Consider the following 24282-nt stretch of genomic DNA (forward strand, 5'->3'; position numbering starts at 1 on the left):
CCGTCAGGCCGAGGCCGGCGGATACAGCGCGCGCGGCAGCTCCGAGGCGGCCGCCGCGTCGAGCAGCCAGAGCGTCCGCGTGCGGCCGTAGGCGCCGGCTGCCGGTGCCTGGATCTCGCCCGCGCCGGACAGCGCGATCGCCGCGGCCTTCGCCTTGTCCTCGCCGGCCGCGAGCAGCCAGACCTCCCGCGCGGCACGGATCGCCGGCAGCGTCAGCGAGACGCGGGTCGGCGGAGGCTTCGGCGCGCCGTGCACGCCCACCACCGTGCGCTCGGTCTCGCGGACCGCCGGGAGCTCCGGGAAGAGCGAGGCCACGTGCGTGTCCGGCCCGACGCCCAGCATCAGCACGTCGAAGGTCGGCACCGAGGCGTGGTCCTCGGGGCCGGCGGCCGCGGCCAGTTCGGCCGCGTACGCCTCTGCCGCCGCCTCGACGTCGTTGCCGTACGGGCCGTCCGAGGCCGGCATCGCGTGCACCCGCGCCGGGTCCAGCGGGACGCTGTCGAGCAGCGCCTCACGGGCCTGGGTGACATTGCGCTCCGGGTCGCCCTCGGGCAGGAACCGCTCGTCGCCCCACCACAGATCGAGCCGCGACCAGTCGATCGCGTCGCGCGCGGGGGCCGAACGGAGCGCCGCGAGCAGCCCGTTGCCGTTGCGGCCGCCCGTGAGGACCACGGAGGCCGAGCCGCGGGCGGACTGGGCGTCCACGATCCGCGTGATCAGCCGGGCCGCCGTGGCCTGGGCCATCAGCTCCTTGTCGCGGTGGACGACGAGCTGGGGAGTGCTCACTTGGCCGCCGCCTTCTTGGCCGGGGCCTTCTTCGCGGGCGCCTTCGCCGTGCCGGAAGCCGGATCCGCCGAAGCCGAAGCCGAAGCCGAATCCGCGGCAGCAGGGTCAGCCGCACCTTCCGCCGGGGCCGTCACCTTCGACTCCTCGTCCAGCCGGTCGAGCCCGTACCGCAGCGCAGAGGCGTACGTGTCGTCCGGGTCGAGCCGCCGCAGCTCCTCCGCGATCAGCTCGGCCGTCTCGCGGCGCTTGAGCGCCACGCCACGGTCCGGCTGCCCCTGGATGGAGAGCGTCGCCAGCGAGCCGTCCGGCCGGTCGAGCACGATCGGCCCGCAGGTGGACTCCATCCGTACGGAGGTGAGCCCGGGACCCGCCGACGTCGACCGGCGCACCGGCACCTTCAGCCGGTCCGCCAGCCACATGGCGAGCAGCTCGACGCTCGGGTTGAACTCCTCGCCCTCCACCTCGGCCGAGGTGACCTCGCACACGACCTGGTCGAGCGCGGCGGCCAGCATCGAACGCCACGGGGTGATCCGGGTCCAGGCCAGGTCCGTGTCGCCCGGGGTGTACGTGTCCGCGCGCCCGGTCAGCTCGTGGATCGGCTGCTCGGAGGCGTACGTGTCGGTCACCCGGCGCTGGGCGAGCGCGCCCAGCGGGTCGTTCGCCGGATCGGCCGGGGCGTTGACCGGCCACCAGACGACGGTGGGCGCGTCGGGGAGCAGCAGCGGCAGGACCACCGACTGGGCGTGGTCGACGACCTCGCCGTACAGCCGCAGGACAACCGTTTCCCCTGTGCTGGCGTCGGCGCCGAGGCGGACCTCGGCGTCGAGCCGGGCCTTCGCGCGGTCGCGCGGCGAACGCGAGACCCGCTTGATGACGACCAGCGTCCGCGAGGGGTGCTCGCGGGACGCGTCGTTGGCCGCCTTCAGCGCGTCGTAGGCGTTCTCCTCGTCGGTGACGATGACGAGGGTGAGCACCATGCCGACGGCGGGCGTGCCGATGGCACGCCGCCCGAGCACCAGCGCCTTGTTGATCTTGCTGGACGTGGTGTCCGTGAGGTCGGTCTTCATGGCCTGCGCCAGCTCCGTCCGTCTCGTGCGAGCATTTCGTCCGCCTCGACCGGACCCCAGGTCCCCGACTGGTACTGCGCGGGCTTGCCGTGCTTGTCCCAGTACTGCTCGATCGGGTCGAGGATCGTCCAGGACAGCTCGACCTCCTCGACCCGCGGGAAGAGGTTCGAGTCGCCGAGCAGCACATCGAGGATGAGTCGCTCGTACGCCTCGGGGCTGGACTCCGTGAAGGACTCGCCGTAGGCGAAGTCCATCGACACGTCCCGGACCTCCATCGAGGTGCCCGGAACCTTGGAGCCGAACCGCATGGTGACGCCCTCGTCCGGCTGGACGCGGATGACCAGGGCGTTCTGGCCCAGCTCCTCCGTCGCCGTCTTGTCGAACGGGGAGTGGGGCGCGCGCTGGAAGACCACCGCGATCTCGGTGACGCGACGGCCGAGCCGCTTGCCCGTACGGAGATAGAAGGGGACGCCCGCCCAGCGGCGGTTGTCGATCTCCAGCTTGATGGCCGCGTAGGTGTCGGTCTTCGACTTGGGGTCGATCCCGTCCTCCTGCAGATAGCCGACGGCCTTCGCGCCGCCCTGCCATCCCGGCGCGTACTGGCCGCGGACGGTCGAGGCACCCAGGTCCTTCGGCAGCTTCACCGCGCCGAGCACCTTGGTCTTCTCGGCCGCGAGCGCGTCCGCGTCGAAGGAGGCGGGCTCCTCCATCGCGGTGAGCGCGAGCAGCTGGAGGAGGTGGTTCTGGATGACGTCACGGGCGGCGCCGATGCCGTCGTAGTACCCGGCGCGGCCGCCGATGCCGATGTCCTCGGCCATGGTGATCTGTACGTGGTCGACGTACGACCGGTTCCAGATCGGCTCGAAGAGGGTGTTGGCGAAGCGGAGCGCCAGGATGTTCTGGACGGTCTCCTTGCCCAGGTAGTGGTCGATCCGGAAGACCGCGTCGGGCGGGAAGACCTCGTGGACGACCTCGTTGAGCTCCTTCGCGGAGGCCAGGTCGTGGCCGAAGGGCTTCTCGATGACCGCGCGGCGCCAGGAGTTGTTCTTCTGGTCGGCCAGGCCGTGCTTCTTCAGCTGCTGGACGACCAGCGGGAAGAACTTCGGCGGCACGGAGAGGTAGAAGGCGAAGTTGCCGCCCGTGCCCTGCGCCTTGTCCAGCTCCTCGATGGTGGTCCTCAGCTGGTCGAAGGCGTCGTCGTCGTCGAAGTCGCCCTGGACGAAGCGCATCCCCTGGATCAGCTGCTGCCACACCTCCTCGCGGAACGGGGTGCGGGCGTGCTGCTTGACGGCCTCGTAGACCTCCTGCGCGAAGTCCTCGTCCTGCCACTCGCGGCGGGCGAAGCCGATGAGCGAGAAGCCCGGCGGCAGCAGACCACGGTTGGCCAGGTCGTAGACGGCAGGCATGAGCTTCTTTCGGGACAAATCGCCCGTGACGCCGAAGATCACCAGACCCGACGGCCCCGCGATGCGCGGGAGCCGTCGGTCTGCGGCGTCACGGAGCGGGTTGGCTCCGTGAACTGCGCTCAAAGTGCTTACGCCTCCGAAGGTGCGAGGCGCTGGAGCTCCGCCTCGGTCGACTTGAGCAGGTCGTTCCAGGACGCCTCGAACTTCTCGACGCCCTCGTCCTCGAGCAGCTGTACCACGTCGTCGTAGCTGATGCCGAGCTTCTCGATGGCATCCAGCTCGGCGCGCGACTGCGCGTACGTGCCCCGCACGGTGTCGCCGGCGACCTCGCCGTGGTCGGCGGTGGCCTCCAGGGTCGCCTCGGGCATCGTGTTGACGGTGCCCGGCGCGACCAGGTCGACGACGTACAGCGTGTCCTTGTACGCCGGGTCCTTGACGCCGGTCGAGGCCCACAGCGGACGCTGCTTGTTGGCCTGCGCCTTGTCCAGGGCGGTCCAGCGCTCGCTCGAGAACACCTCTTCGTACGCCTCGTACGCCAGTCGGGCGTTGGCGAGGGCGGCCTTGCCCTTGAGGGCCTTGGCCTCGTCCGTGCCGAGGGCGGTCAGGCGCTTGTCGATCTCCGAGTCCACGCGGGAGACGAAGAAGGACGCCACCGAGTGGATCTTGGAGAGGTCGAGGCCGCGCTCGCGGGCCTTCTCCAGACCGGCCAGGTAGGCGTCCATGACCGCGCGGTAGCGCTCCAGCGAGAAGATCAGCGTCACGTTGACGCTGATACCGAGGCCGATGACCTCGGTGATCGCCGGCAGGCCCGCCTTGGTGGCCGGGATCTTGATGAGCGTGTTGGGACGGTCGACCAGCCAGGCCAGCTGCTTGGCCTCGGCGATGGTGGCCGTCGTGTTGTGGGCCAGACGGGGGTCGACCTCGATCGACACCCGGCCGTCCTGGCCGTCCGTGGAGTCGTAGACCGGGCGCAGGATGTCGGCGGCGTCCCTCACGTCAGCCGTCGTGATCATGCGGATGGCCTCGTCCACGGTGACCTTGCGGGCGGCCAGGTCGGCCAGCTGCTGGTCGTAGCCGTGACCCTCCGAGATCGCCTTCTGGAAGATGGACGGGTTGGTGGTGACACCCACCACGTGCTGCTGGTCGATCAGCTCGGCCAGGTTTCCGGACGTGATCCGCTGACGCGAGAGGTCGTCCAGCCAGATCGCGACGCCTTCGTCGGAGAGGCGCTTGAGAGCGTCTGTCATGAGAGGTTCTCCAAAATTCGTGTCTAGGGGCGTCAGCGCGCCGCGGCGACCAGAGATTCCCGGGCGGCGGCGGCCACGGCCTCCGGCGTGAAGCCGAACTCGCGGAAGAGGACCTTCGCGTCGGCGGAGGCACCGAAGTGCTCCAGCGAGACGATCCGGCCGGCGTCACCGACGTACTTGTGCCAGGTGAGACCGACACCCGCCTCGACGGCCACGCGCGCCTTCACCGACGGCGGCAGAACGGCGTCCTTGTACGCCTGGTCCTGCTCCTCGAACCACTCGACGGACGGCATCGAGACCACGCGGGTCGGGACGCCGGCGGCCTGGAGCTGCTCCCGGGCCTCGACGGCCACGTGCACCTCGGAGCCGGTGCCGATCAGCACGACCTGGGCGTCGCCGCCCTCGGCCTCGAACAGGACGTACCCGCCCTTGGCCGCGTCGTCGTTCCAGTCGTACGTCGGCACACCCTGACGGGTCAGGGCCAGACCGTGCGGGGCGCCCTTTCCGAACACGCGGGTGTGGCGCTTGGTGATCTCGCGCCAGGCGATGGCGGTCTCGTTGGCGTCCGCGGGGCGGACGATGTTCAGACCGGGGATCGCGCGGAGCGACGCCAGGTGCTCCACCGGCTGGTGCGTCGGGCCGTCCTCGCCCAGACCGATCGAGTCGTGGGTCCAGACGTACGTCACCGGCAGGTGCATCAGCGCGGACAGACGCACGGCGTTGCGCATGTAGTCGGAGAACACCAGGAAGGTGCCGCCGTAGACACGGGTGTTGCCGTGCAGCGCGATGCCGTTCATCTCCGCGGCCATGGAGTGCTCGCGGATGCCGAAGTGGATCGTGCGGCCGTACGGGTCCGCCTCGGGCAGCGGGTTTCCCTCGGGCAGGAACGACGAGGTCTTGTCGATCGTCGTGTTGTTCGAGCCGGCCAGGTCGGCCGAGCCGCCCCACAGCTCCGGGATGACAGCGCCGAGCGACTGCAGGACCTTGCCGGACGCGGCGCGGGTGGCGATGCCCTTGCCCGCCTCGAACACCGGGATCTTCGACTCCCAGCCCTCGGGCAGCTCGTTCGCCTGGACGCGGTCGAACGTCGCGGCCCGCTCCGGGTTGGCCGTACGCCACTCCGCGAGGGACTTCTCCCAGGCGGCGCGGGCCTCACGGCCGCGGTCGCCCAGCGAGCGGGTGTGACCGATGACCTCGTCGGAGACCTCGAAGGTCTGCTCCGGGTCGAAGCCGAGGATCCGCTTGGTGGCCGCGATCTCCTCGTCGCCGAGCGCCGAGCCGTGCGCGGCCTCGGTGTTCTGGGCGTTCGGGGCGGGCCAGGCGATGATCGAGCGCATCGCGATGAACGACGGACGCTCGGTCTCGGCCTCGGCGGCCTTGATCGCCGCGAACAGCGCCGCCGGGTCCAGGTCGCCGTTGGCCTGCGCCTCGACGCGCTGGACGTGCCAGCCGTACGCCTCGTACCGCTTCATCGTGTCCTCGGACACGGCCGTCTCGGTGTCGCCCTCGATCGAGATGTGGTTGTCGTCCCACAGCAGGATCAGGTTGCCGAGCTTCTGGTGACCGGCCAGCGAGGACGCCTCGGCGGAGATGCCCTCCTGGAGGCAGCCGTCACCGGCGATCGCGTAGATCCGGTGGTCGAACGGGGAGGTGCCGGGGGCCGCCTCCGGGTCGAACAGACCGCGCTCGAAACGGGCGGCCATCGCCATGCCCACGGCGTTGGCGACACCCTGGCCCAGCGGGCCGGTCGTCGTCTCGACACCCGCGGTGTGACCGTACTCCGGGTGCCCCGGGGTCTTCGAGCCCCAGGTGCGGAACGCCTTCAGGTCGTCCAGCTCGAGCCCGAAGCCCCCCAGGTACAGCTGGGTGTAGAGGGTCAGGGACGAGTGACCGGCGGACAGCACGAAACGGTCGCGCCCCACCCACTCCGGATCGGCCGGGTCGTGGCGCATCACCTTCTGGAAGAGGGTGTACGCGGCGGGCGCCAGGCTCATGGCCGTACCGGGATGGCCGTTGCCGACCTTCTGTACGGCGTCCGCGGCCAGGATGCGGGCGGTGTCCACGGCCCGCTGGTCCAATTCGGTCCACTCGAGGTCTGTGGTGGTCGGCTTAGTGCTCACCCTGAGTCAGGGCTCCTCTCCACATGTACTGGAAGCCGGTGACTGAGGGTGTACCGGCGTTGTCGAGCCTACCCCCGTCATCACGTCCATCTTTTCGAGTGCGGGCCCCGGAAAACAGAAGACACGGCAAGAGTGCCGGTCACTCTGTCACTTCACCTCCCGAGTGCTGTCCACGCCTTGGGACGAGGCCCCTCAACACGACCCCACCCCCGCGAAGATCGGCGTCTGGGCAACGTCTACAGTGGCGTGGTACGCGCAAGTCTTCACCCCGTCTTCATCCGGGGAGCTTGCTGGGAATTCTCTGTCAGGGGTGTGCGTGACGGCCGTCGAGTCCCGACCCGCAGGGGTCGTCTTGACTCCCAGCCCGGGGGGCCATCGGCCGTTCGGGGCCCGCGTCAAGGCATTCGTGGCGCTGACCAAGCCGCGGATCATCGAGCTGCTGCTCATCACGACCGTTCCGGTGATGTTCCTCGCCGAGCAGGGCGTCCCGAACATGTGGCTGGTACTCGCCACCTGCTTCGGCGGCTATCTGTCGGCGGGCGGCGCGAACGCGCTGAACATGTACATCGACCGCGACATCGACGCCCTGATGGACCGCACCTCCCAGCGCCCGCTGGTCACCGGCGTCCTCACCCCGCGTGAGGGGCTGATCTTCGGCCTCACCCTCGCCGTGGTGTCCACGCTCTGGTTCGGCCTCCTGGTCAACTGGCTCTCCGCGGCGCTCTCGCTCGGCGCGCTCCTCTTCTACGTCGTGATCTACACGATGATCCTCAAGCGCCGCACCGCGCAGAACATCGTCTGGGGCGGCATCGCCGGCTGTCTGCCGGTGCTGATCGGCTGGTCGTCCGTCACCAACTCGATGTCCTGGGCCGCGATCATCCTCTTCATGGTCATCTTCTTCTGGACGCCGCCGCACTACTGGCCGCTGTCGATGAAGGTCAAGGACGACTACGCCCGGGCGGGCGTGCCCATGCTCCCGGTCCTCGCCTCGAACAAGGTCGTCGCCAAGCAGATCGTCGCGTACAGCTGGGTGATGGTCGCCGTCTCGCTACTGCTGACGCCGCTCGGCTACACCGGCTGGTTCTACACGGCCGTGGCGCTGCTCACCGGCGGCTGGTGGCTCTGGGAGGCGCACGGACTGCTGAACCGCGCGAAGAACGGCGCGACCGGCGCGAAGCTCAAGGAGATGCGCCTCTTCCACTGGTCGATCACCTACGTCTCGCTGCTCTTCGTGGCGGTCGCGGTGGACCCCTTCCTGAGGTAGCCCCTCGGACCCTGATCGACGGCCGGTGCACGTGGGCAAGACCACGTGCACCGGCCGTCGCCAGTTGATCTACCCATCGGTAGCATCTGTCCCATGGCAGACACCAAGCAGGCGGAGACCAAGCAGGCGGAGCGCAAGGCGGCCAAGCTCGCCAGGCAGATCCAGGCGTTCTCCAAGGAGCACGGCGGCGCCGAGGGGCAACTCGCCCACATCGGCCAGGCGGGCACCCGGATCGTCCTCGTCGGCGAGGACGGCGGCTGGGGCGACCTGGTGGCCCCGACGTACGCCGTCGCGGAGAAGGCGGCGGAGAAGGCCGGGCTGACCCTCCACGAGGAGTTCGACGGCGAGTTCGCCGCCAAGGTCGTCACCGGCCCGTACGAGTGGAGCCGGATGGCCGGAATCCAGCTGGGCGGCGCGTCCAACGCGTAAGGCAACAACCTCGGGCGGGGCTCACCCGTTAGGACGTGTGGAAGAACGTCCACGCAGGGAGCCCCCCGAATGATCGAGACCCCGAGCCTGGTGGACCAGTACTGCCACGGGGTGCTCCGTACGGAGCTCGGCCTCGGCACCTTCGAGTCGTACCTCGGCAGGACCGCCCGGCCGCCCGCGCCCGGCACCACCTACTTCGACACCCAGACCGGCTTCGCGGTACGCCGCTGGTGCCCGCCGCTGCTCGGCCTGGAGCCGCACTGCCCGCCGGCCCGCTATCTCGCCCGCCGCCGCGAACTGGGTGTCCTGGAGTCCGGGCGGCGGCTGCTGCGCGCCTCCGGGATCTCCACCTACCTCGTGGACACCGGCCTGCCCGGCGATCTGACCGGCCCCGCCGAGATCGCCTCCGCCGGCGCCGCCGCCGCACACGAGATCGTCCGCCTGGAACCCCTCGCCGAGCAGGTCGCCGACACCTCCGGATCGGTCGAGGCGCTCCTCGCCAACCTCTCCGAGGCCGTCCACGGCGCGGCCACGACCGCCGTCGCGTTCACCTCCGTGGCGGGGGTGAGCCGGGGCCTCGTCCAGGCGTCCGAGCCGCCGGGGCCGGGCGAGGTGCGCGGGGCGGCGGGGCGCTGGCTGGCGCGGCGCCCGGTCGGCGGCCGGCTCACCGACCCGGTGCTGCTGCGCCATCTGCTCTGGGTCGCCGTCGGCGCCGGGCGGCCGCTCCAGCTGCACGTGGGGGCCGAGGACCCCGCCGGGCTCGCCGGGTTCGCCGCGTCCACCAGCGGCCTCGGCACGGACGTCGTGCTGCTGCACGGATACCCGTACCACCGGCAGACGGCCCAGCTCACGGGCGCGTTCCCGCATGTGTACGCCGATCTGGGCTCCGTCCTCGGCAGGACCGGGGCCCGGGCCGCGGCCGTACTCGCCGAGCTCCTGGAGCTGGCCCCCTTCGGCAAGCTGCTCTTCTCCAGCGGGGCGCACGCCCTGCCGGAGCTGCATGTCGTGGCGGCCAACGTCTTCCGTGGCGCGCTCAGCCGTGTGCTGGGCGAATGGGTGGGCGACGGCGCCTGGTCCCTCACCGACGCCCAGCGCGTGGCGACCATGATCGCCTCGGGCAACGCCCGCAGGATCTACGGGCTGGCCTGAGAACGGTCCGACGGGCGCCGGGGCGTTACGCCTTCGCCAGGGCCGTGTCGGCCTGGGCCGGGATCTCCGGGCTGGGCAGCGGGCGCTCACGCAGGCTCAGGGCCAGGCGCAGCACAGCGATCCACATCAACGCGGAGCCGAGCATGTGCGCGCCGACCAGGACCTCGGGGACGCCGGTGAAGTACTGGAGGTAGCCGATCCCGCCCTGGGCGAGCAGTACGACCAGCAGGTCGCGGGCGCGCGCCCGGGTGTCGTCCGGGGCGTCGACCACCCGCAGCACCAGCCACATCGCGAGGGCGAGGGCGCAGACCACCCAGGCGCCGATCGCGTGCAGGTGGGCGGCGGCGGTCCAGTCCCACGGCATGCGCGGGACGTCGCTGCTGTCACCCGCGTGCTTGCCCGAGCCCGTGACGCCCGTGCCGAGCACGATCAGGAGGACCGAGGTCGCGATGATCGCCCAGGAGAGCTTGCGCACCGGCCCGGGAACGCGCGGCCGGGGCGTCGTGTCGCCCTCACCGGCGCGGTGCCAGGTGATCACGGCGACGGTGAGGAGCGCGTTGGCGGCGATGAAGTGCCCGGCGACGGTCCACGGGTTGAGGCCCATCCACACGGTGATCCCGCCCAGGACCGCGTTGCTCGCGACGATCCAGAACTGTGCCCAGCCGAGCCGGGTCAGACCGCGGCGCCACGGCTTGGTGGACCGCGCGGCGATGATCGCCCAGCCGACCGCGGCCGACAGGACGTACGTCAGCATCCGGTTGCCGAACTCGATCGCCCCGCGGTAGCCCTGCTCGGGCGTCACGATGAGGCTGTCGTCGGTGCACTTGGGCCACGTGTCGCAGCCGAGGCCGGAGCCGGTCAGCCGGACCGCGCCTCCCGTGACGATGATGAGGACGCTCATCACGACGGCGGAGAGCGCGGCGCGCCGGAGGGTCCGTGGGGACGGGGTCCAGCGCCTGGCGATGTGGGCGAGGGGGGTCAACACGGGCCCTATCGTAGGACGGGGCTTGTGCACGCTTTCACGAGGGGTGCGTTACGGGTGAAGTCACCCCGGAACGTCACCCTCCCGCTACTCCCAGCGGAAGAACTTCGCCGCCGCGCCGAGCCCGAGGACCGCCCACACGGCGAGCGTCAGCGCCTGTCCCCACGGCATCCCGGCGCCGCCCTGGAGCACGTCCCGCAGCCCGTCCGAGAGCGCCGAGATCGGCAGCAGCTCCAGGACGGAGCGGGCCGCGTCGGGGAACCGGTCGAGGGGCACGATCACCCCGCCGCCCACCAGGAGCAGCAGGAAGACCAGGTTCGCGGCGGCCAGTGTCGCCTCGGCGCGCAGCGTGCCCGCCATCAGCAGACCGAGGCCCGAGAAGGCGGCCGTGCCGAGGACGAGGAGCAGCAGGACGGAGACGGGGTCGCCCTGGGGCGACCAGCCGAGCCCCAGCGCGATGGCGGTCAGGAGCGCGACCTGGAGGACCTCGGTGACCAGGACGGAGAGCGTCTTGGCGGTCATCAGCGCCCAGCGGGGGAGCGGGGAGGCCCCGAGCCGCTTGAGGACGCCGTAGCGGCGCTCGAAGCCGGTGGCGATGGCCTGACCGGTGAAGGCGGTGGACATCACGGCGAGCGCGAGAACACCCGGCGCGAGGAAGTCGACGGCCTCGTCGGCGCCCGTGTCGACGATGTCGACGGTCGAGAACAGCACGAGGAGCAGGGACGGGATGATCACCGTCAGAAGCAGCTGCTCACCGTTGCGCAGCAGCATCTTCGTCTCCAGGACGGTCTGCGCCGCGATCATCCGGCCGACGGGCGCGGCTCCCGGCTTCGGGGCATAGGTTCCTGTGCTCATGACCGCAGCTCCTTGCCCGTGAGCTCGAGAAAGACGTCTTCGAGGGTGTGGCGCTCCACCGCGATGCCGTCCGGCATCACGCCGTGCTGGGCGCACCAGGTGGTGACGGTGGCGAGCAGCTGGGGGCCGACCTCGCCGGTGATCCGGTACGTCCCGGGGATCGGCTCCGCGGCCTGGGTGCCGTCGGGGAGGGCCTTGAGCAGCGAGCCGAGGTCGAGTCCGGGGCGGCCGGTGAAGCGCAGGGTGTTCTCGGCGCCGCCGCGGCACAGGGCCTCGGGGCTGCCCTGGGCGGCGACCCGGCCGGCGTCGACGATGGCCACGTCGTCCGCCAGCTCCTCGGCCTCGTGCATGAAGTGGGTGGTGAGGACGACGGTGGCGCCGTCGGCGCGCAGCTCGCGGACCAGGTCCCAGGTGGCGCGGCGGGCCTGCGGGTCGAGTCCGGCGGTCGGCTCGTCGAGGAAGACCAGCTCCGGGCGGCCCACGACGGCCATCGCGAGGGCGAGCCGCTGCTGCTGGCCGCCGGAGAGCCGGCGGTAGGTGGTCCGGCCGCAGGAGCCCAGCCCGAGGCGCTCGATCAGGGCGTTCACGTCGAGCGGGTGGGCATGCAGCTTCGCCATGTGGCGGAGCATCTCGTCGGCACGGGCGCCGGAGTAGACGCCACCCGACTGGAGCATCACGCCGATCCGGGGCCGGAGCCGGGCCGCGTCGGCGACCGGGTCGAGGCCGAGCACGCGGACGGTGCCCGCGTCGGCCTTCCGGTAGCCCTCGCAGGTCTCGATCGTGGTGGTCTTCCCGGCACCGTTCGGGCCGAGGACGGCGGTCACGGTGCCGGCCCGGACGTCGAGGTCGAGGCCGTCGACGGCGGTCTTGGTCCCGTACCGCTTGACCAGGCCGCGGACCTGGACGACGGACTCGTTCTTCATGCCCGGAAGTCTAGAGAGCCGTCCGGTTGCTCCGTTCGGCGGGGAGAACCGGCCGCCCCGGAGGCCCGGGAATGGCCGAAAACATTGGGCGGAAGCCGCCACATCGAGCGCACTCCTCCACCACGATCGGGTGATCGTGCGTACAAATGTCGCACCTTCCGTGAAGGAGAGTCCGTGCACTTGGCCCGATCGCACCGACGTGACCGACGGAGAACCCTCGCCGCGCTCACCGCCGCCGCCCTCGTGCTCCCTCTGGCGCTGGCCGCCGCCCCCGCGCAGGCCGATCCCGCCACGATCGATCTCACCGGCGTCGTGACCGGCGCCACCGGCGCCGAGGCGGGCGCCGTCGTCACCGCCTCGCCGTCCGGCGCCACCGCGACGACCGGCCCCGACGGCCGCTACACCCTGCGCCTTCCGGCCGCCGGGGAGTACGAGCTCGCCGTCGCCCCCGCACACCGCTGCGCCTCTCCCGCGACCGTCCAGGTCGATGTCACCACGGCCGGCGGCGCCGAGGACGTCACGCTGACGCCCCGTACCGACGCCTTCGGTACGGCCTGCTCGGTCACGACCGCCGCCGAGTTCCCGGCCGGGACGGAGCGGCTCCGCCTCGCCGACCGCGCCTCCGGAACGGCGGCCTTCGACCTGCCGTTCCCCGTGCCCTTCTACGGCCGCGCGTACCGCTCGCTGACGGCCTCCGTCGACGGCACGCTCTCCTTCGCCGCGCCCGGAGCGCAGACGGCCGACGGCACGCTGCACGCCTTCGGGGACGACCTCGCCGTCGACGGCCGGTCGGGTGTGTACTGGGCCGCCACCGGCACCGCCCCGCACCGGAAGATCGTCGTCGAGTGGCGGAACGTGAAGATCGCCGGGCCGGCGACCGGTGAGCGGATCGGCTTCGCCGCCGTGATCGGCGAGGACGGCACCGCCTCCCTGCACTACCGGGACCTCTCCGGGGCCGGGCGGGAGAACGGTTCGTCCGCCACGGTCGGCGCCGAGAGCCACACCGGGGAGGGCGCGCTGATCTACTCGCGGGACGAGGGCACCCTGCGCGACGGGACGGTGATCGCCCTCCGCCAGACGAGGACCGCCGTGATCCTCGGCCGCGTGATCGACGCCAACGACCAGCTCCCGGTCGCCGGCGCCCGGGTCGGGGCCTACAGCGGGGGCCTCGGGCCGTCCGGCTCCGCCGACGCCGACGGCGCCTACCTGTTCCAGGTGCCGGCGTCCTGGCAGGACTACGACGTCGTGCTCGACGCGCCGTACTACTGGGGCGACCGGATCACGGTCACCGCCGTGCCCGGCAGCGTCCGTCTCGTGAACGGCGAGCTCGGCACCGGCCGGGTCACCGCCGACAAGCGGTCCCTGAGGGTGAAGGCCCCGGCGGACTCCCGGCGCACCCGGACGCTCACCCTGACCAACGCGGGCAGCATCCCCACCGCGTACAGCGTGGCCGAGAAGGACGGGCAGAGCTGGCTCTCCGTCTCCCCGGCCGGAGGCGGCCTGGAGGGCGCCGGACAGGAGCCGCACGACCGGACGGCGGTGACGGTCACGGTCGACACGACGGGGGTGGCGCCCGGCACGGTGCTGAAAGGGACATTGCGGGTCCGTTCGGACAGTGGGCGCGGACCGGTGATCGACATCCCTGTGACGGTGATCGTGCGAGGTCACGGGGGCTCCGGGGAGGCCGCTCCGGGCCTCTGAAGCCCTCGCGAACGACCGCGACCGTACCCTTCCGGGGTGCGGCCGCGAGCCGTCCCGGAGATCGTTTCCGCAGGTCAGGTAAGCCTTACCTGAGTGATGCACGGCACCGTGCCCCCGCCATGACGTCGCTTGTCACTCTCCAAAGAATTACGCAACAATGGCGTTGTGAAAAACGTTGGCGAGGCTCCCGTGGAGGAACTCGCGACCGGTGAGCGCTCCACGCGCAACCGTGTCGCGCGCTCCATCCTGGATCACGGCCCGTCGACGGTCTCCGATCTGGCGACGCGGCTCGGCCTCACCCAGGCGGCCGTGCGCCGGCATCTGGATTCGCTGGTCGCCGAGAACGTGGTCGAGGCCCGCGAGAAGCGCGTCTACGGTCAGCGCACCCGTGGCCGTCCCGCCAAGGTCTTCGCGCTGACCGACTGCGGCCGGGACGCCTTCGACCAGTCGTACGACTCGCTCGCCGTCGACGCGCTGCGCTGGATCGAGAAGAACGCGGGAGGGGAAGCCGCCGTCGCGGCCTTCGCCCGCGACCGTCTCGAGCACCAGGCGGAGGCGTACCGCGAGGCCGTCGAGTCGGCGGCGCCCGACCAGCGCGCCGAGGCGCTTGCCAAGGCGCTGAGCGCGGACGGGTACGCTGCCACTGCGCGGAACGCGCCGGTCGGCGAGCAGCTCTGCCAGCACCACTGCCCGGTCGCCCATGTCGCCGAGCAGTACCCCCAGCTGTGCGAGGCGGAGACGGAGATCTTCTCCCGCCTCTTGGGAACGCATGTCCAGCGTCTCGCCACCATCGCCCATGGTGACGGCGTCTGCACGACGTTCATCCCGCACAGCGCCCCACAGACCACCCCATCAGAAGCATCCGCAAGCACGGCCGGGAGGAACCCCGCATGACCACCGAGATCAGCCACCCCGAGCTCGAGGGCCTGGGTCGGTACGAGTACGGCTGGGCCGACTCCGACGCGGCCGGCTCCGCCGCCAAGCGCGGTCTGAACGAGGATGTCGTCCGCGACATCTCCGCCAAGAAGAACGAGCCCGAGTGGATGCTGAAGCTGCGGCTGAAGGGTCTGCGCCTCTTCGACAAGAAGCCCATGCCGAGCTGGGGCTCCGACCTGTCGGGCATCGACTTCGACAACATCAAGTACTTCGTGCGCTCCACCGAGAAGCAGGCCGCTTCCTGGGAGGAACTGCCCGAGGACATCAAGAACACGTACGACAAGCTCGGCATCCCGGAGGCGGAGAAGCAGCGCCTCGTCGCCGGTGTCGCGGCCCAGTACGAGTCCGAGGTCGTCTACCACCAGATCCGTGAGGACCTGGAGGAGCAGGGCGTCGTCTTCGTCGACACCGACACCGCGCTGAAGGAGCACGAGGAGCTCTTCCGCGAGTACTTCGGCACGGTCATCCCGGTCGGCGACAACAAGTTCGCCTCGCTGAACACGGCCGTCTGGTCCGGCGGATCGTTCATCTACGTGCCGAAGGGCGTGCACGTCGAGATCCCGCTCCAGGCCTACTTCCGTATCAACACGGAGAACATGGGCCAGTTCGAGCGGACGCTGATCATCGTCGACGAGGACGCCTACGTCCACTACGTCGAGGGCTGCACCGCCCCGATCTACTCCTCCGACTCGCTGCACTCCGCGGTCGTCGAGATCATCGTGAAGAAGGGCGGCCGCTGCCGCTACACGACGATCCAGAACTGGTCGAACAACGTCTACAACCTGGTCACCAAGCGCGCCGTGGCCTACGAGGGCGCGACCATGGAGTGGGTCGACGGCAACATCGGCTCCAAGGTCACCATGAAGTACCCGGCCGTCTACCTGATGGGCGAGCACGCCAAGGGCGAGACCCTGTCCATCGCCTTCGCGGGCGAGGGCCAGCACCAGGACGCCGGCGCCAAGATGGTCCACATGGCTCCGAACACCTCCTCCAACATCGTCTCCAAGTCGGTGGCGCGAGGCGGTGGCCGCACCTCCTACCGCGGTCTCATCGAGATCGGTGAGGGTGCCCCGGGCGCCAAGTCGAACGTGCTCTGCGACGCGCTGCTCGTCGACACCATCTCCCGCTCGGACACGTACCCGTACGTCGACGTCCGCGAGGACGACGTCTCGATGGGTCACGAGGCCACCGTCTCCAAGGTCTCCGAGGACCAGCTCTTCTACCTGATGAGCCGCGGCATGACCGAGTTCGAGGCGATGGCGATGATCGTGCGCGGCTTCGTCGAGCCGATCGCCAAGGAGCTCCCGATGGAGTACGCGCTCGAGCTGAACCGGCTGATCGAGCTGCAGATGGAGGGGTCGGTCGGCTGACGTACCGACGCCCCACCACCAGCTAGCGGCCCGCCCCACGCGGCGGGCCGAGGATCGAAACGTAGGAAGAGAGCAAGACGACAGCCATGGCTGAGGTCCAGAACATCCCGGCGGGCTCCACCACCGCCGGCTCGATCGCGGTGGCCGCCGAGTCCACCGTCGCCACGCGCATGAGCGCGCCCCCGTCCTTCGACGTCGCGGACTTCCCGGTCCCGCACGGTCGCGAGGAGGAGTGGCGGTTCACCCCGCTGGAGCGCCTGCGCGGCCTGCACGACGGCACGGCCGTCGCGACCGGCGAAGGCGTCAAGGTCGCGATCGAGGCCCCCGAGGGCGTCACCGTGGAGACCGTCGGCCGTGACGACGAGCGGCTCGGCAAGGCCGGCACCCCCGTCGACCGCGTCGCCGCCCAGGCGTACTCCTCCTTCGAGAAGGCCTCGGTCGTCACCGTCGCCAAGGAGGCCGTCCTCGACGAGCCGATCCGTATCGCCGTGCACGGCGAGGGCGGCGTCGCCTTCGGCCACCAGGTCATCGAGCTCGGCGCCTTCGCCGAGGCCGTCGTGGTCATCGACCACACCGGTGACGCGGTGCTCGCCGCCAACGTGGACTACATCCTCGGCGACGGCGCCAAGCTCACCGTCGTCTCCGTCCAGGACTGGGACGAGAAGGCCGTCCACGTCTCCCAGCACAACGCGCTGGTCGGCCGTGACGCCTCCTTCAAGTCGGTCGTGGTGACCTTCGGCGGCGACGTCGTCCGTATCCACCCGCGCGTGCAGTACGCGGCCACCGGCGGCGAGGCCGAGCTCTTCGGGCTCTACTTCACCGACGCCGGCCAGCACCAGGAGCACCGCCTCCTGGTCGACCACAACATGCCGCACTGCAAGTCGAACGTGGCCTACAAGGGCGCGCTGCAGGGCCAGGACGCGCACGCCGTCTGGATCGGTGACGTCCTCATCCAGGCCGCCGCCGAGGGCACCGACACGTACGAGCTCAACCGGAACCTGGTCCTGACGGACGGCGCCCGCGTCGACTCCGTGCCGAACCTGGAGATCGAGACCGGCGAGATCGCCGGCGCCGGTCACGCCTCGGCCACCGGCCGGTTCGACGACGAGCAGCTCTTCTACCTGATGGCCCGCGGCATCCCGGAGTCCGAGGCCCGCCGCCTCGTCGTCCGCGGCTTCTTCGCCGAGCTGGTCCAGCAGATCGGTCTGCCGGACGTCGAGGAGCGCCTGATCGCCAAGATCGAGGCCGAGCTGGAGGCGTCCGTCTGATGGCCGACTTCGTCCGCGTCTGCGCGCTGAGCGAGCTGGAGGCCGACACCCCGAAGCGGGTCGAGGTCGACGGCACGCCGGTGTCCGTCGTGCACACCGAGGGCGAGGTGTTCGCGATCAACGACATCTGCTCGCACGCCAACGTCTCCCTCTCGGAGGGCGAGGTCGAGGACTGCTCCATCGAGTGCTGGCTGCACGGTTCCAGCTTCGACCTCCGCACCGGTAAGCCGTCCGGCCTTCCCGCGACGCGCCCCGTCCCCGTTTACCCCGTAAAGATCGAAGGGGACGATGTGCTCGTCTCCGTCACCCAGGAGTCCTGAGTCACCCATGGCAACGCTTGAAATCCGCGACCTGCACGTCTCCGTCGAGGCCGAGAACGGCCCCCGGGAGATCCTCAAGGGCGTCGACCTGACCGTGAAGCAGGGCGAGACCCACGCCATCATGGGCCCCAACGGCTCCGGCAAGTCGACCCTGGCGTACTCCCTCGCGGGCCACCCGAAGTACACGATCACCGGTGGCACCGTGACCCTGGACGGCGAGGACGTCCTGGAGATGTCGGTCGACGAGCGCGCCCGCGCCGGCGTCTTCCTGGCCATGCAGTACCCGGTCGAGGTCCCCGGTGTCTCGGTCTCCAACTTCCTGCGCACCTCCGCCACCGCCGTCCGCGGCGAGGCCCCCAAGCTGCGTACCTGGGTGAAGGAGGTCAAGGAGGCCATGGAGAAGCTCCAGATGGACCCGGCCTTCGCCGAGCGCAACGTCAACGAGGGCTTCTCCGGCGGTGAGAAGAAGCGCCACGAGATCCTTCAGCTGGAGCTCCTCAAGCCGAAGATCGCGATCCTCGACGAGACCGACTCGGGCCTGGACGTCGACGCGCTCCGCATCGTCTCCGAGGGCGTCAACCGCGTCCGTGAGACGGGCGAGGTCGGCACCCTGCTGATCACCCACTACACGCGCATCCTGCGCTACATCAAGCCCGACTTCGTGCACGTGTTCGCGAACGGCCGCATCGCCGAGTCCGGCGGCGCCGAGCTCGCCGACCAGCTGGAGGCCGAGGGCTACGACAAGTACGTGAAGGGTGGCGCATCCGCGTGACATCTGCCCATCAGGGGCTCTCCGGCCTCCTCGACACCGAGGCGATCCGCAAGGACTTCCCGCTCCTGGATCGCGTGGTCCACGACGGCAAGAAGATCGTTTACCTGGACTCCGCGGCGACCTCGCAGAAGCCGCGCCAGGTGCTCGACGCGCTCAACACCTACTACGAGCGCCACAACGCCAATGTCCACCGCGGCGTCTACACGGTCGCCGAGGAGGCGACGGCGCTCTACGAGGGCGCCCGTGACAAGGTCGCGGCGTTCATCAACGCGCCGAGCCGCGACGAGGTGATCTTCACCAAGAACGCCTCCGAGTCGCTCAACCTCGTGGCCAACATGCTGGGCTGGGCCGACGAGCCCTACCGCGTGGACCACGAGACCGAGATCGCCATCACGGAGATGGAGCACCACTCCAACATCGTGCCGTGGCAGCTGCTCTCGCAGCGCACCGGCGCGAAGCTGAAGTGGTTCGGCCTCACCGACGACGGCCGTCTCGACCTCTCGAACATCGAAGAGGTCATCACCGAGAAGACCAAGATCGTCTCGTTCACGCTGGTCTCGAACCTGCTGGGCACGATCAACCCGGTCGAGACGATCATCCGGCGTGCGCAGGAGGTCGGTGCGCTGGTCTGCATCGACGCCTCGCAGGCGGCCCCGCACATGGTGCTCGACGTGCAGGCGCTGCAGGCCGACTTCGTGGCCTTCACCGGCCACAAGATGGTCGGCCCGACCGGTATCGGCGTGCTGTGGGGACGGCAGGAGCTCCTGGAGGACCTGCCTCCGTTCCTCGGCGGCGGCGAGATGATCGAGACCGTCTCGATGCACTCCTCGACGTACGCGCCCGCTCCGCACAAGTTCGAGGCGGGTACGCCCCCGATCGCCCAGGCCGTCGGCCTCGGCGCGGCCGTGGACTACCTGTCCGCGATCGGCATGGAGAACATCGCGCGCCACGAGCACGCGATCACCGAGTACGCCGTGCGCCGGCTCCAGGAGGTGCCGGACCTGCGGATCATCGGCCCCACCACGGCCGAGGACCGCGGCGCGGCGATCTCCTTCGTGCTCGGTGACATCCACCCGCACGACGTGGGCCAGGTCCTCGACGAGCAGGGCATCGCGGTCCGTGTCGGCCACCACTGCGCGCGGCCGGTCTGCCTGCGGTACGGAATTCCTGCGACCACGCGAGCGTCGTTCTATCTGTACTCCACCCCGGCCGAGGTCGACGCCCTGGTCGAGGGACTTGAGCACGTACGGAACTTCTTCGGGTAGGGGCTGGTCGTGAAGCTGGATTCGATGTACCAGGACGTCATCCTGGACCACTACAAGCACCCGCACGGGCGCGGTCTTCGGGACGGCGACGCCGAGGTGCACCACGTCAACCCGACGTGCGGCGACGAGATCACGCTCCGGGTGAAGTACGACGGATCGCGGATCGAGGACGTCTCGTACGAGGGCCAGGGCTGTTCGATCAGCCAGGCCTCGGCCTCGGTCCTCAACGAGCTGCTCGTCGGCAAGGAGCTGGACGAGGCGCAGAAGATCCAGGGCACGTTCCTGGAGCTGATGCAGTCCAAGGGCCAGATCGAGCCGGACGACGCGATGGAGGAGATCCTGGAGGACGCGGTCGCGTTCGCGGGTGTCTCCAAGTACCCGGCCCGGGTGAAGTGCGCGCTGCTCAGCTGGATGGCGTGGAAGGACGCGACGGCCCAGGCTCTGGGCGACGCGGAGAGGAAGTCGGCATGACCGAGAACGCCGAGGCCACGATGAAGCCGGCCTCCGAAGAAGAGATCCGCGAGGCGCTGTACGACGTCGTCGACCCCGAGCTGGGCATCGACGTGGTCAACCTCGGCCTGATCTACGGCATCCACATCGACGACTCGAACGTCGTCACGCTGGACATGACCCTGACGTCGGCGGCCTGTCCGCTGACCGATGTGATCGAGGACCAGGCGAAGGCCGCCACCGACGGCATCGCCAACGAGCTGAAGATCAACTGGGTCTGGATGCCGCCGTGGGGCCCGGACAAGATCACGGACGACGGCCGCGAGCAGCTCCGCGCGCTCGGCTTCAACGTCTGACGTTCTCGACGTCCGACCGTTTCGCAGTATCGAACGGCCATGCTCGCCAGGCAGACTGGCGGGCATGGCCGTTCGCATGTATCAACTCGCCGTCGACTCGCACGACCTGCCCGCCCAGGCCCGGTTCTGGGCCCAGGTGCTGGACTGGCGGATCCTCTTCGAGGCCGAGGACGAGATCGTCATCGGTGCCGACGCCACCGCCATGCCGGGGATGTGCTTCCTTCCCGTGTCCGAGACCAAGTCCGTCAAGAACCGGCTGCACATCGACCTGACGCCCGACGACCAGGACGCCGAGGTCGAGCGGATCCTCGCCCTCGGGGCCCGGCGCGTCGACGTCGGTCAGGGCGAGGACGTGACCTGGGTCGTCCTCGCCGACCCCGAGGGGAACGAGTTCTGCGTGCTGCGCCCGAAGCGGTCGCTCACGGACTGAACGGGGTCCCCGCCGCCTGTGCCAGAGCGGGGGCCAGGTTCTCCTTGCGGATCCGCTGGTCGACGTAGACGAGACCGGTGACCAGGGGCGGGAAGACCGAGCAGACGGCCTGCGCCAGCATCCCGCCGACGACGGCGATCACCAGCACCGGTACGAGCGCGATCATGACCTCGCCCGGGGTCTCGAAGTCGGACGAGCCCGAGAACGAGGCCGGGACCGACAGCAGCAGGCCGAGGACCTGCTGGATCAGCCAGTTCGCCACTGCCGCCAGGAGGCCCGCGACCAGCAGCGCCCCGAAGGTCCGCCACCATGAGCCGCGCACCAGCTGGCTGGAGCGGCGCATGGAGGCCGTCGCGCCCTGCCCCTCGAACACCGCCGCCGCCGGCGCCAGGCTGAGCTTCACCCAGATCCAGGTGGCGAGCGGCATGGCGGCCAGGGCGACGAGGAAGGCGACGAGGGCGAGACCGGGTGAGATCGCCGTCGAGCCCGACCCGGTGCTCGCGTTCGAGGCCGCCGTGAAGAGCGCCACCACGAAGCCGATCATCGCCACCGTGAAGAGGGCGATGGGCACGAAGATGATCAGCGTCGTCAGGAAGACCGTGCCGATCACCGCCGGCATCCGCGCCCAGGAGCGGCGCCAGACCGTGCCGAAGGTCGTCCGCCGGCCCAGCACCGCGTCCTGGAGGACGGCCGGGCACGCCGCGTACACGACGGCGCTCGCGACCAGCATCCCGATCACGGCGATCAGCCACACGAGGACGAAGGCGATCAGCAGCGGACGGCCGTTGTCCCAGCTGGGCTCCTGCCCGCCGGGCAGGTCGAAGACGCGCGGCACGTGGTCCGCGACCACGGCGTACGCGAGGCCGCCGGCCGCCGCGACCAGCAGAAGGGCACCGCCGTAGGCGGCAGCGGCCACGCCGAGCAGCGGCTTCCAGTAGCGGCCGATGGTGGCGAAGGCGCCGGTCAGGATCTGGCTGAGACCCAGCGGCGCCAGGGGTATCACGCCGGGCTTCGGCGGAGGGGGCGGGGGAGCGTAGCCGTAGCCGTACGGCCCCGTGGGATAGGTCATGCGGGACACCGTAGCGGGAGCGTTTGTGTACGCCCGTACGCATAGATGTGTACGATAGTACGCATGGGGTACGGACTGCTGGCGGGAGCCATCACCGCGGAGATCATCGCGACGGTCTCGATGAAGTACAGCGACGGCTTCTCCAGGCTCTGGCCCTCGATCGTCACGGGCGTCGGCTATCTGGTCGCCTTCGCCCTGCTCGCCCAGGCGCTCAAGACCCTCCAGGTCGGCACGGCCTACGCGATATGGTCCGGCGCCGGCACCGCGGCCGTCGCCGTCATCGGCATCCTCTTCATGAACGAGACGTTCAGCGTCGCCAAGGTCGCCGGGGTCCTCCTGATCATCGCGGGCGTCCTCGTGCTCAACATGGGCGGAGCGCACTGATGGCCCGCGCTCGCCGCCACGACCCCGAGCGGCGGCAGCGGATCGTCGACGCCGCGCTGCGCGTGGTCGGCGCCCGGGGCATCGCAGGGCTGAGCCACCGTACGGTCGCGGCCGAGGCGGACGTGCCGCTCGGCTCCACGACGTACCACTTCGCCTCCCTCGACGAGCTCCTCGTCGCCGCGCTGCGCCAGGCCAACGAGGGCTTCGGTCGGCAGCTGCGCGAGAGCCCGGCGCTCGCCGACGCCGACACGGACCCCGGCACCGACCTCGCCGCCGCCCTCGCCCGGCTGATGGGGGAGTGGATCGGCGGCGCGCGGACGGGGGTGGAGCTGGAGTACGAGCTCTACCTTGCCGCCCTGCGCCGCCCCGCGCTGCGGCCGGTCGCCGCGGAGTGGACGGACGCCGTCACCGAGGCCCTGTCCCGGCGGACGGACCCGATGACGGCTCGCGCGCTGGTCGCCCTCATGGACGGCATCTGTCTCCAGGTCCTGCTGACGGACGGGACGTACGACGAGGAGTACGCGCGCGAGATGCTGGCGCGCCTCCTGCCGACGGCACCGGGGACGGGCGCCGCGCCCGGCACCACCTGAGCCCCGCGCCGGGCCCCGTCCGGTCCGGGTGATCCGCCAAGTGGGCCGTCGCCCGGGTTGGCGGTTCCGCCGGGGCGCTCGACCGACACCTGAGACCGGTTGGCCCGGGCGGGGCCCCGAACGTTAGGTTTTCCGCATGACCACTGCTCCTCGCACCACCGGCGCCGTCGCCGCCGGCCTCGCCACCATCGCCGGTGACGGCACCGTTCTCGACACCTGGTTCCCCGCCCCCGAGCTGACCGACGCGCCCGGGCCCGCCGGAACCGAGCGGCTCACCCCCGACGCCGCCGTCAACGCCCTCGGTGAGGGCGCTGCCAAGGCCCTCGGCGTGGACGCCCGCCGCGGCGTCGAGGTGGTCGCCGTCCGTACCGTCATCTCCTCGCTCGACGACAAGCCGCTGGACGCCCACGACGCGTACCTGCGTCTGCACCTGCTCAGCCACCGGCTGGTCAAGCCGCACGGCCAGAGCCTCGACGGTGTCTTCGGCCTGCTCGCCAACGTCGCCTGGACCTCGCTCGGCCCGGTCGCCGTCGACGACATCGAGAAGGTCCGCCTCAACGCGCGCGCCGAGGGTCTGCACCTCCAGGTGACCTCGATCGACAAGTTCCCGCGGATGACCGACTACGTCGTCCCCGCCGGTGTCCGGATCGCCGACGCCGACCGCGTCCGCCTGGGCGCGCACCTCGCCGCCGGCACGACCGTCATGCACGAGGGCTTCGTCAACTTCAACGCCGGCACGCTGGGCACCTCGATGGTCGAGGGCCGTATCTCGGCCGGTGTCGTCGTCGGCGACGGCTCCGACATCGGCGGCGGCGCCTCCACCATGGGCACCCTCTCCGGCGGCGGCAACGTCATCATCTCCATCGGCGAGCGCTGCCTCATCGGCGCCGAGGCCGGCGTCGGCATCGCGCTGGGCGACGAGTGCGTCGTCGAGGCCGGTCTGTACGTCACCGCCGGTACGCGCGTCACGATGCCGGACGGCGAGATCGTCAAGGCCCGTGACCTGTCCGGTGGCGACAACATCCTCTTCCGCCGCAACTCGGTCACCGGCGCCGTCGAGGCCCGCCCGAACAACGCGGTGTGGGGCGGGCTCAACGAGATCCTCCACAGCCACAACTGAGGCCGTGACCTGGTCGTGTGACG

At 70.5% G+C, this 24282-nt stretch carries 25 protein-coding genes; 16 read left to right on the forward strand and 9 right to left on the reverse strand.

Annotation, left to right across the window (positions count from 1 at the left end; genetic code table 11):
- Positions 1 to 3 precede the first annotated feature (3 nt).
- From pgl to tkt, 5 genes are read right to left on the reverse strand one after another with little or no spacing between them, the layout of a single operon-like run.
- Positions 4 to 786 carry a 6-phosphogluconolactonase gene (gene pgl / locus ACZ3OF_RS08955; RefSeq protein ID WP_361669105.1) on the reverse strand — a complete coding sequence of 261 codons (783 nt, stop codon included), beginning with the start codon at positions 784 to 786 and terminating at the stop codon, positions 4 to 6.
- Positions 783 to 1853, reverse strand: a complete 1071-nt coding sequence (gene opcA / locus ACZ3OF_RS08960; RefSeq protein WP_467303604.1) for a glucose-6-phosphate dehydrogenase assembly protein OpcA — start codon at positions 1851 to 1853, stop codon at positions 783 to 785. The genes pgl and opcA overlap by 4 nt, the downstream gene beginning before the upstream one ends.
- A complete protein-coding gene (gene zwf, locus ACZ3OF_RS08965) occupies positions 1850 to 3382 on the reverse strand; it encodes a glucose-6-phosphate dehydrogenase (protein ID WP_361669100.1) in 1533 nt (510 codons plus the stop codon). Before zwf ends, opcA begins: the two co-directional genes overlap by 4 nt.
- A gap of 5 nt (positions 3383 to 3387) precedes the next feature.
- Positions 3388 to 4506 carry a transaldolase gene (gene tal, locus ACZ3OF_RS08970; protein WP_361669098.1) on the reverse strand — a complete coding sequence of 373 codons (1119 nt, stop codon included), beginning with the start codon at positions 4504 to 4506 and terminating at the stop codon, positions 3388 to 3390.
- A gap of 32 nt (positions 4507 to 4538) precedes the next feature.
- The gene (gene tkt, locus ACZ3OF_RS08975; RefSeq protein ID WP_361669095.1) at positions 4539 to 6626 is read right to left on the reverse strand and encodes a transketolase; all 2088 of its coding nucleotides are present in this window, start codon (positions 6624 to 6626) and stop codon (positions 4539 to 4541) included.
- 310 nt (positions 6627 to 6936) lie between these two features.
- Between tkt and ACZ3OF_RS08980 the strand changes: the two genes are divergently transcribed.
- From ACZ3OF_RS08980 to ACZ3OF_RS08990, 3 genes are all read left to right on the forward strand, one after another.
- Positions 6937 to 7890 carry a heme o synthase gene (locus tag ACZ3OF_RS08980; RefSeq protein ID WP_467303608.1) on the forward strand — a complete coding sequence of 318 codons (954 nt, stop codon included), beginning with the start codon at positions 6937 to 6939 and terminating at the stop codon, positions 7888 to 7890.
- 93 nt (positions 7891 to 7983) lie between these two features.
- Positions 7984 to 8319 (forward strand): hypothetical protein, encoded by a 336-nt coding sequence (locus ACZ3OF_RS08985; protein WP_361669091.1) that lies wholly within the window; start codon positions 7984 to 7986, stop codon positions 8317 to 8319.
- A gap of 69 nt (positions 8320 to 8388) precedes the next feature.
- Positions 8389 to 9468, forward strand: a complete 1080-nt coding sequence (locus ACZ3OF_RS08990) for an amidohydrolase family protein (protein ID WP_361669088.1) — start codon at positions 8389 to 8391, stop codon at positions 9466 to 9468.
- 25 nt (positions 9469 to 9493) lie between these two features.
- On the opposite strand, the gene ACZ3OF_RS08995 is transcribed toward ACZ3OF_RS08990, so the two are convergent.
- The 3 genes from ACZ3OF_RS08995 to ACZ3OF_RS09005 all read right to left on the reverse strand — a co-directional run bounded on the left by ACZ3OF_RS08995 (position 9494) and on the right by ACZ3OF_RS09005 (position 12228).
- Positions 9494 to 10462, reverse strand: a complete 969-nt coding sequence (locus tag ACZ3OF_RS08995; protein WP_467303843.1) for a COX15/CtaA family protein — start codon at positions 10460 to 10462, stop codon at positions 9494 to 9496.
- A gap of 75 nt (positions 10463 to 10537) precedes the next feature.
- Positions 10538 to 11305: an ABC transporter permease gene (locus ACZ3OF_RS09000; RefSeq protein WP_361669083.1), complete on the reverse strand. Its 768-nt coding sequence runs from the start codon at positions 11303 to 11305 to the stop codon at positions 10538 to 10540.
- Positions 11302 to 12228: an ABC transporter ATP-binding protein gene (locus tag ACZ3OF_RS09005; RefSeq protein ID WP_361669081.1), complete on the reverse strand. Its 927-nt coding sequence runs from the start codon at positions 12226 to 12228 to the stop codon at positions 11302 to 11304. Before ACZ3OF_RS09005 ends, ACZ3OF_RS09000 begins: the two co-directional genes overlap by 4 nt.
- A gap of 174 nt (positions 12229 to 12402) precedes the next feature.
- Here ACZ3OF_RS09005 and ACZ3OF_RS09010 point away from each other — a divergent pair, with 174 nt between their 5' ends.
- The 10 genes from ACZ3OF_RS09010 (at position 12403) to ACZ3OF_RS09055 (ending at position 21096) form a co-directional block, all read left to right on the forward strand.
- On the forward strand, positions 12403 to 13929 hold the full coding sequence (locus ACZ3OF_RS09010) for a carboxypeptidase-like regulatory domain-containing protein (RefSeq protein WP_467303614.1): 1527 nt from the start codon (positions 12403 to 12405) through the stop codon (positions 13927 to 13929).
- Between the two features lie 165 nt (positions 13930 to 14094).
- Positions 14095 to 14823 (forward strand): helix-turn-helix transcriptional regulator, encoded by a 729-nt coding sequence (locus tag ACZ3OF_RS09015; protein WP_361669076.1) that lies wholly within the window; start codon positions 14095 to 14097, stop codon positions 14821 to 14823.
- Positions 14820 to 16235: a Fe-S cluster assembly protein SufB gene (sufB, locus tag ACZ3OF_RS09020; protein WP_352186265.1), complete on the forward strand. Its 1416-nt coding sequence runs from the start codon at positions 14820 to 14822 to the stop codon at positions 16233 to 16235. Before ACZ3OF_RS09015 ends, sufB begins: the two co-directional genes overlap by 4 nt.
- A gap of 86 nt (positions 16236 to 16321) precedes the next feature.
- The gene (gene sufD / locus ACZ3OF_RS09025) at positions 16322 to 17503 is read left to right on the forward strand and encodes a Fe-S cluster assembly protein SufD (RefSeq protein WP_361669073.1); all 1182 of its coding nucleotides are present in this window, start codon (positions 16322 to 16324) and stop codon (positions 17501 to 17503) included.
- Positions 17503 to 17823 carry a bifunctional 3-phenylpropionate/cinnamic acid dioxygenase ferredoxin subunit gene (locus ACZ3OF_RS09030; protein ID WP_260228615.1) on the forward strand — a complete coding sequence of 107 codons (321 nt, stop codon included), beginning with the start codon at positions 17503 to 17505 and terminating at the stop codon, positions 17821 to 17823. The genes sufD and ACZ3OF_RS09030 overlap by 1 nt, the downstream gene beginning before the upstream one ends.
- 7 nt (positions 17824 to 17830) lie before the next feature.
- Entirely contained in the window at positions 17831 to 18595 is a 765-nt protein-coding gene (gene sufC / locus ACZ3OF_RS09035; protein WP_352186263.1) for a Fe-S cluster assembly ATPase SufC, read from the forward strand.
- The gene (locus ACZ3OF_RS09040; protein WP_329121975.1) at positions 18592 to 19860 is read left to right on the forward strand and encodes a cysteine desulfurase; all 1269 of its coding nucleotides are present in this window, start codon (positions 18592 to 18594) and stop codon (positions 19858 to 19860) included. The genes sufC and ACZ3OF_RS09040 overlap by 4 nt, the downstream gene beginning before the upstream one ends.
- A gap of 9 nt (positions 19861 to 19869) precedes the next feature.
- Positions 19870 to 20331 carry a Fe-S cluster assembly sulfur transfer protein SufU gene (sufU, locus tag ACZ3OF_RS09045; RefSeq protein ID WP_352186261.1) on the forward strand — a complete coding sequence of 154 codons (462 nt, stop codon included), beginning with the start codon at positions 19870 to 19872 and terminating at the stop codon, positions 20329 to 20331.
- Entirely contained in the window at positions 20328 to 20666 is a 339-nt protein-coding gene (locus ACZ3OF_RS09050) for a metal-sulfur cluster assembly factor (protein WP_361669070.1), read from the forward strand. Before sufU ends, ACZ3OF_RS09050 begins: the two co-directional genes overlap by 4 nt.
- Positions 20667 to 20730: 64 nt before the next feature.
- Entirely contained in the window at positions 20731 to 21096 is a 366-nt protein-coding gene (locus tag ACZ3OF_RS09055) for a VOC family protein (protein ID WP_361669067.1), read from the forward strand.
- Here the strand turns inward: ACZ3OF_RS09055 and ACZ3OF_RS09060 are convergent.
- Positions 21086 to 22165 (reverse strand): DUF7847 domain-containing protein, encoded by a 1080-nt coding sequence (locus tag ACZ3OF_RS09060; RefSeq protein WP_467303626.1) that lies wholly within the window; start codon positions 22163 to 22165, stop codon positions 21086 to 21088. The two genes, ACZ3OF_RS09055 and ACZ3OF_RS09060, sit on opposite strands and share 11 nt — an antisense overlap.
- Positions 22166 to 22228: 63 nt before the next feature.
- Here ACZ3OF_RS09060 and ACZ3OF_RS09065 point away from each other — a divergent pair, with 63 nt between their 5' ends.
- The 3 genes from ACZ3OF_RS09065 to dapD all read left to right on the forward strand — a co-directional run bounded on the left by ACZ3OF_RS09065 (position 22229) and on the right by dapD (position 24259).
- The gene (locus ACZ3OF_RS09065; protein ID WP_361432597.1) at positions 22229 to 22549 is read left to right on the forward strand and encodes a DMT family transporter; all 321 of its coding nucleotides are present in this window, start codon (positions 22229 to 22231) and stop codon (positions 22547 to 22549) included.
- Positions 22549 to 23139, forward strand: a complete 591-nt coding sequence (locus ACZ3OF_RS09070; RefSeq protein WP_467303629.1) for a TetR/AcrR family transcriptional regulator — start codon at positions 22549 to 22551, stop codon at positions 23137 to 23139. The genes ACZ3OF_RS09065 and ACZ3OF_RS09070 overlap by 1 nt, the downstream gene beginning before the upstream one ends.
- Before the next feature lie 136 nt (positions 23140 to 23275).
- Entirely contained in the window at positions 23276 to 24259 is a 984-nt protein-coding gene (dapD, locus tag ACZ3OF_RS09075; RefSeq protein WP_352186255.1) for a 2,3,4,5-tetrahydropyridine-2,6-dicarboxylate N-succinyltransferase, read from the forward strand.
- The last annotated feature ends 23 nt before the right edge of the window (positions 24260 to 24282 follow it).

Source organism: Streptomyces sp. NPDC022552, assembly GCF_055561875.1.

Excerpts from the sequence above, each read along its gene's own strand:
- ACZ3OF_RS09065 (WP_361432597.1), top strand. The coding sequence starts at position 22,229 with ATGGGGTACGGACTGCTGGCGGGAGCCATCACCGCGGAGATCATCGCG.
- ACZ3OF_RS09005 (WP_361669081.1), bottom strand. The coding sequence starts at position 12,228 with ATGAAGAACGAGTCCGTCGTCCAGGTCCGCGGCCTGGTCAAGCGGTAC.
- ACZ3OF_RS09050 (WP_361669070.1), top strand. The coding sequence starts at position 20,328 with ATGACCGAGAACGCCGAGGCCACGATGAAGCCGGCCTCCGAAGAAGAG.
- ACZ3OF_RS08990 (WP_361669088.1), top strand. The coding sequence starts at position 8,389 with ATGATCGAGACCCCGAGCCTGGTGGACCAGTACTGCCACGGGGTGCTC.
- sufD (WP_361669073.1), top strand. The coding sequence starts at position 16,322 with ATGGCTGAGGTCCAGAACATCCCGGCGGGCTCCACCACCGCCGGCTCG.
- dapD (WP_352186255.1), top strand. The coding sequence starts at position 23,276 with ATGACCACTGCTCCTCGCACCACCGGCGCCGTCGCCGCCGGCCTCGCC.
- ACZ3OF_RS08985 (WP_361669091.1), top strand. The coding sequence starts at position 7,984 with ATGGCAGACACCAAGCAGGCGGAGACCAAGCAGGCGGAGCGCAAGGCG.
- tal (WP_361669098.1), bottom strand. The coding sequence starts at position 4,506 with ATGACAGACGCTCTCAAGCGCCTCTCCGACGAAGGCGTCGCGATCTGG.
- ACZ3OF_RS09000 (WP_361669083.1), bottom strand. The coding sequence starts at position 11,305 with ATGAGCACAGGAACCTATGCCCCGAAGCCGGGAGCCGCGCCCGTCGGC.
- opcA (WP_467303604.1), bottom strand. The coding sequence starts at position 1,853 with ATGAAGACCGACCTCACGGACACCACGTCCAGCAAGATCAACAAGGCG.
- ACZ3OF_RS09030 (WP_260228615.1), top strand. The coding sequence starts at position 17,503 with ATGGCCGACTTCGTCCGCGTCTGCGCGCTGAGCGAGCTGGAGGCCGAC.
- sufC (WP_352186263.1), top strand. The coding sequence starts at position 17,831 with ATGGCAACGCTTGAAATCCGCGACCTGCACGTCTCCGTCGAGGCCGAG.
- ACZ3OF_RS09070 (WP_467303629.1), top strand. The coding sequence starts at position 22,549 with ATGGCCCGCGCTCGCCGCCACGACCCCGAGCGGCGGCAGCGGATCGTC.
- sufB (WP_352186265.1), top strand. The coding sequence starts at position 14,820 with ATGACCACCGAGATCAGCCACCCCGAGCTCGAGGGCCTGGGTCGGTAC.
- ACZ3OF_RS09060 (WP_467303626.1), bottom strand. The coding sequence starts at position 22,165 with ATGACCTATCCCACGGGGCCGTACGGCTACGGCTACGCTCCCCCGCCC.
- ACZ3OF_RS09055 (WP_361669067.1), top strand. The coding sequence starts at position 20,731 with ATGGCCGTTCGCATGTATCAACTCGCCGTCGACTCGCACGACCTGCCC.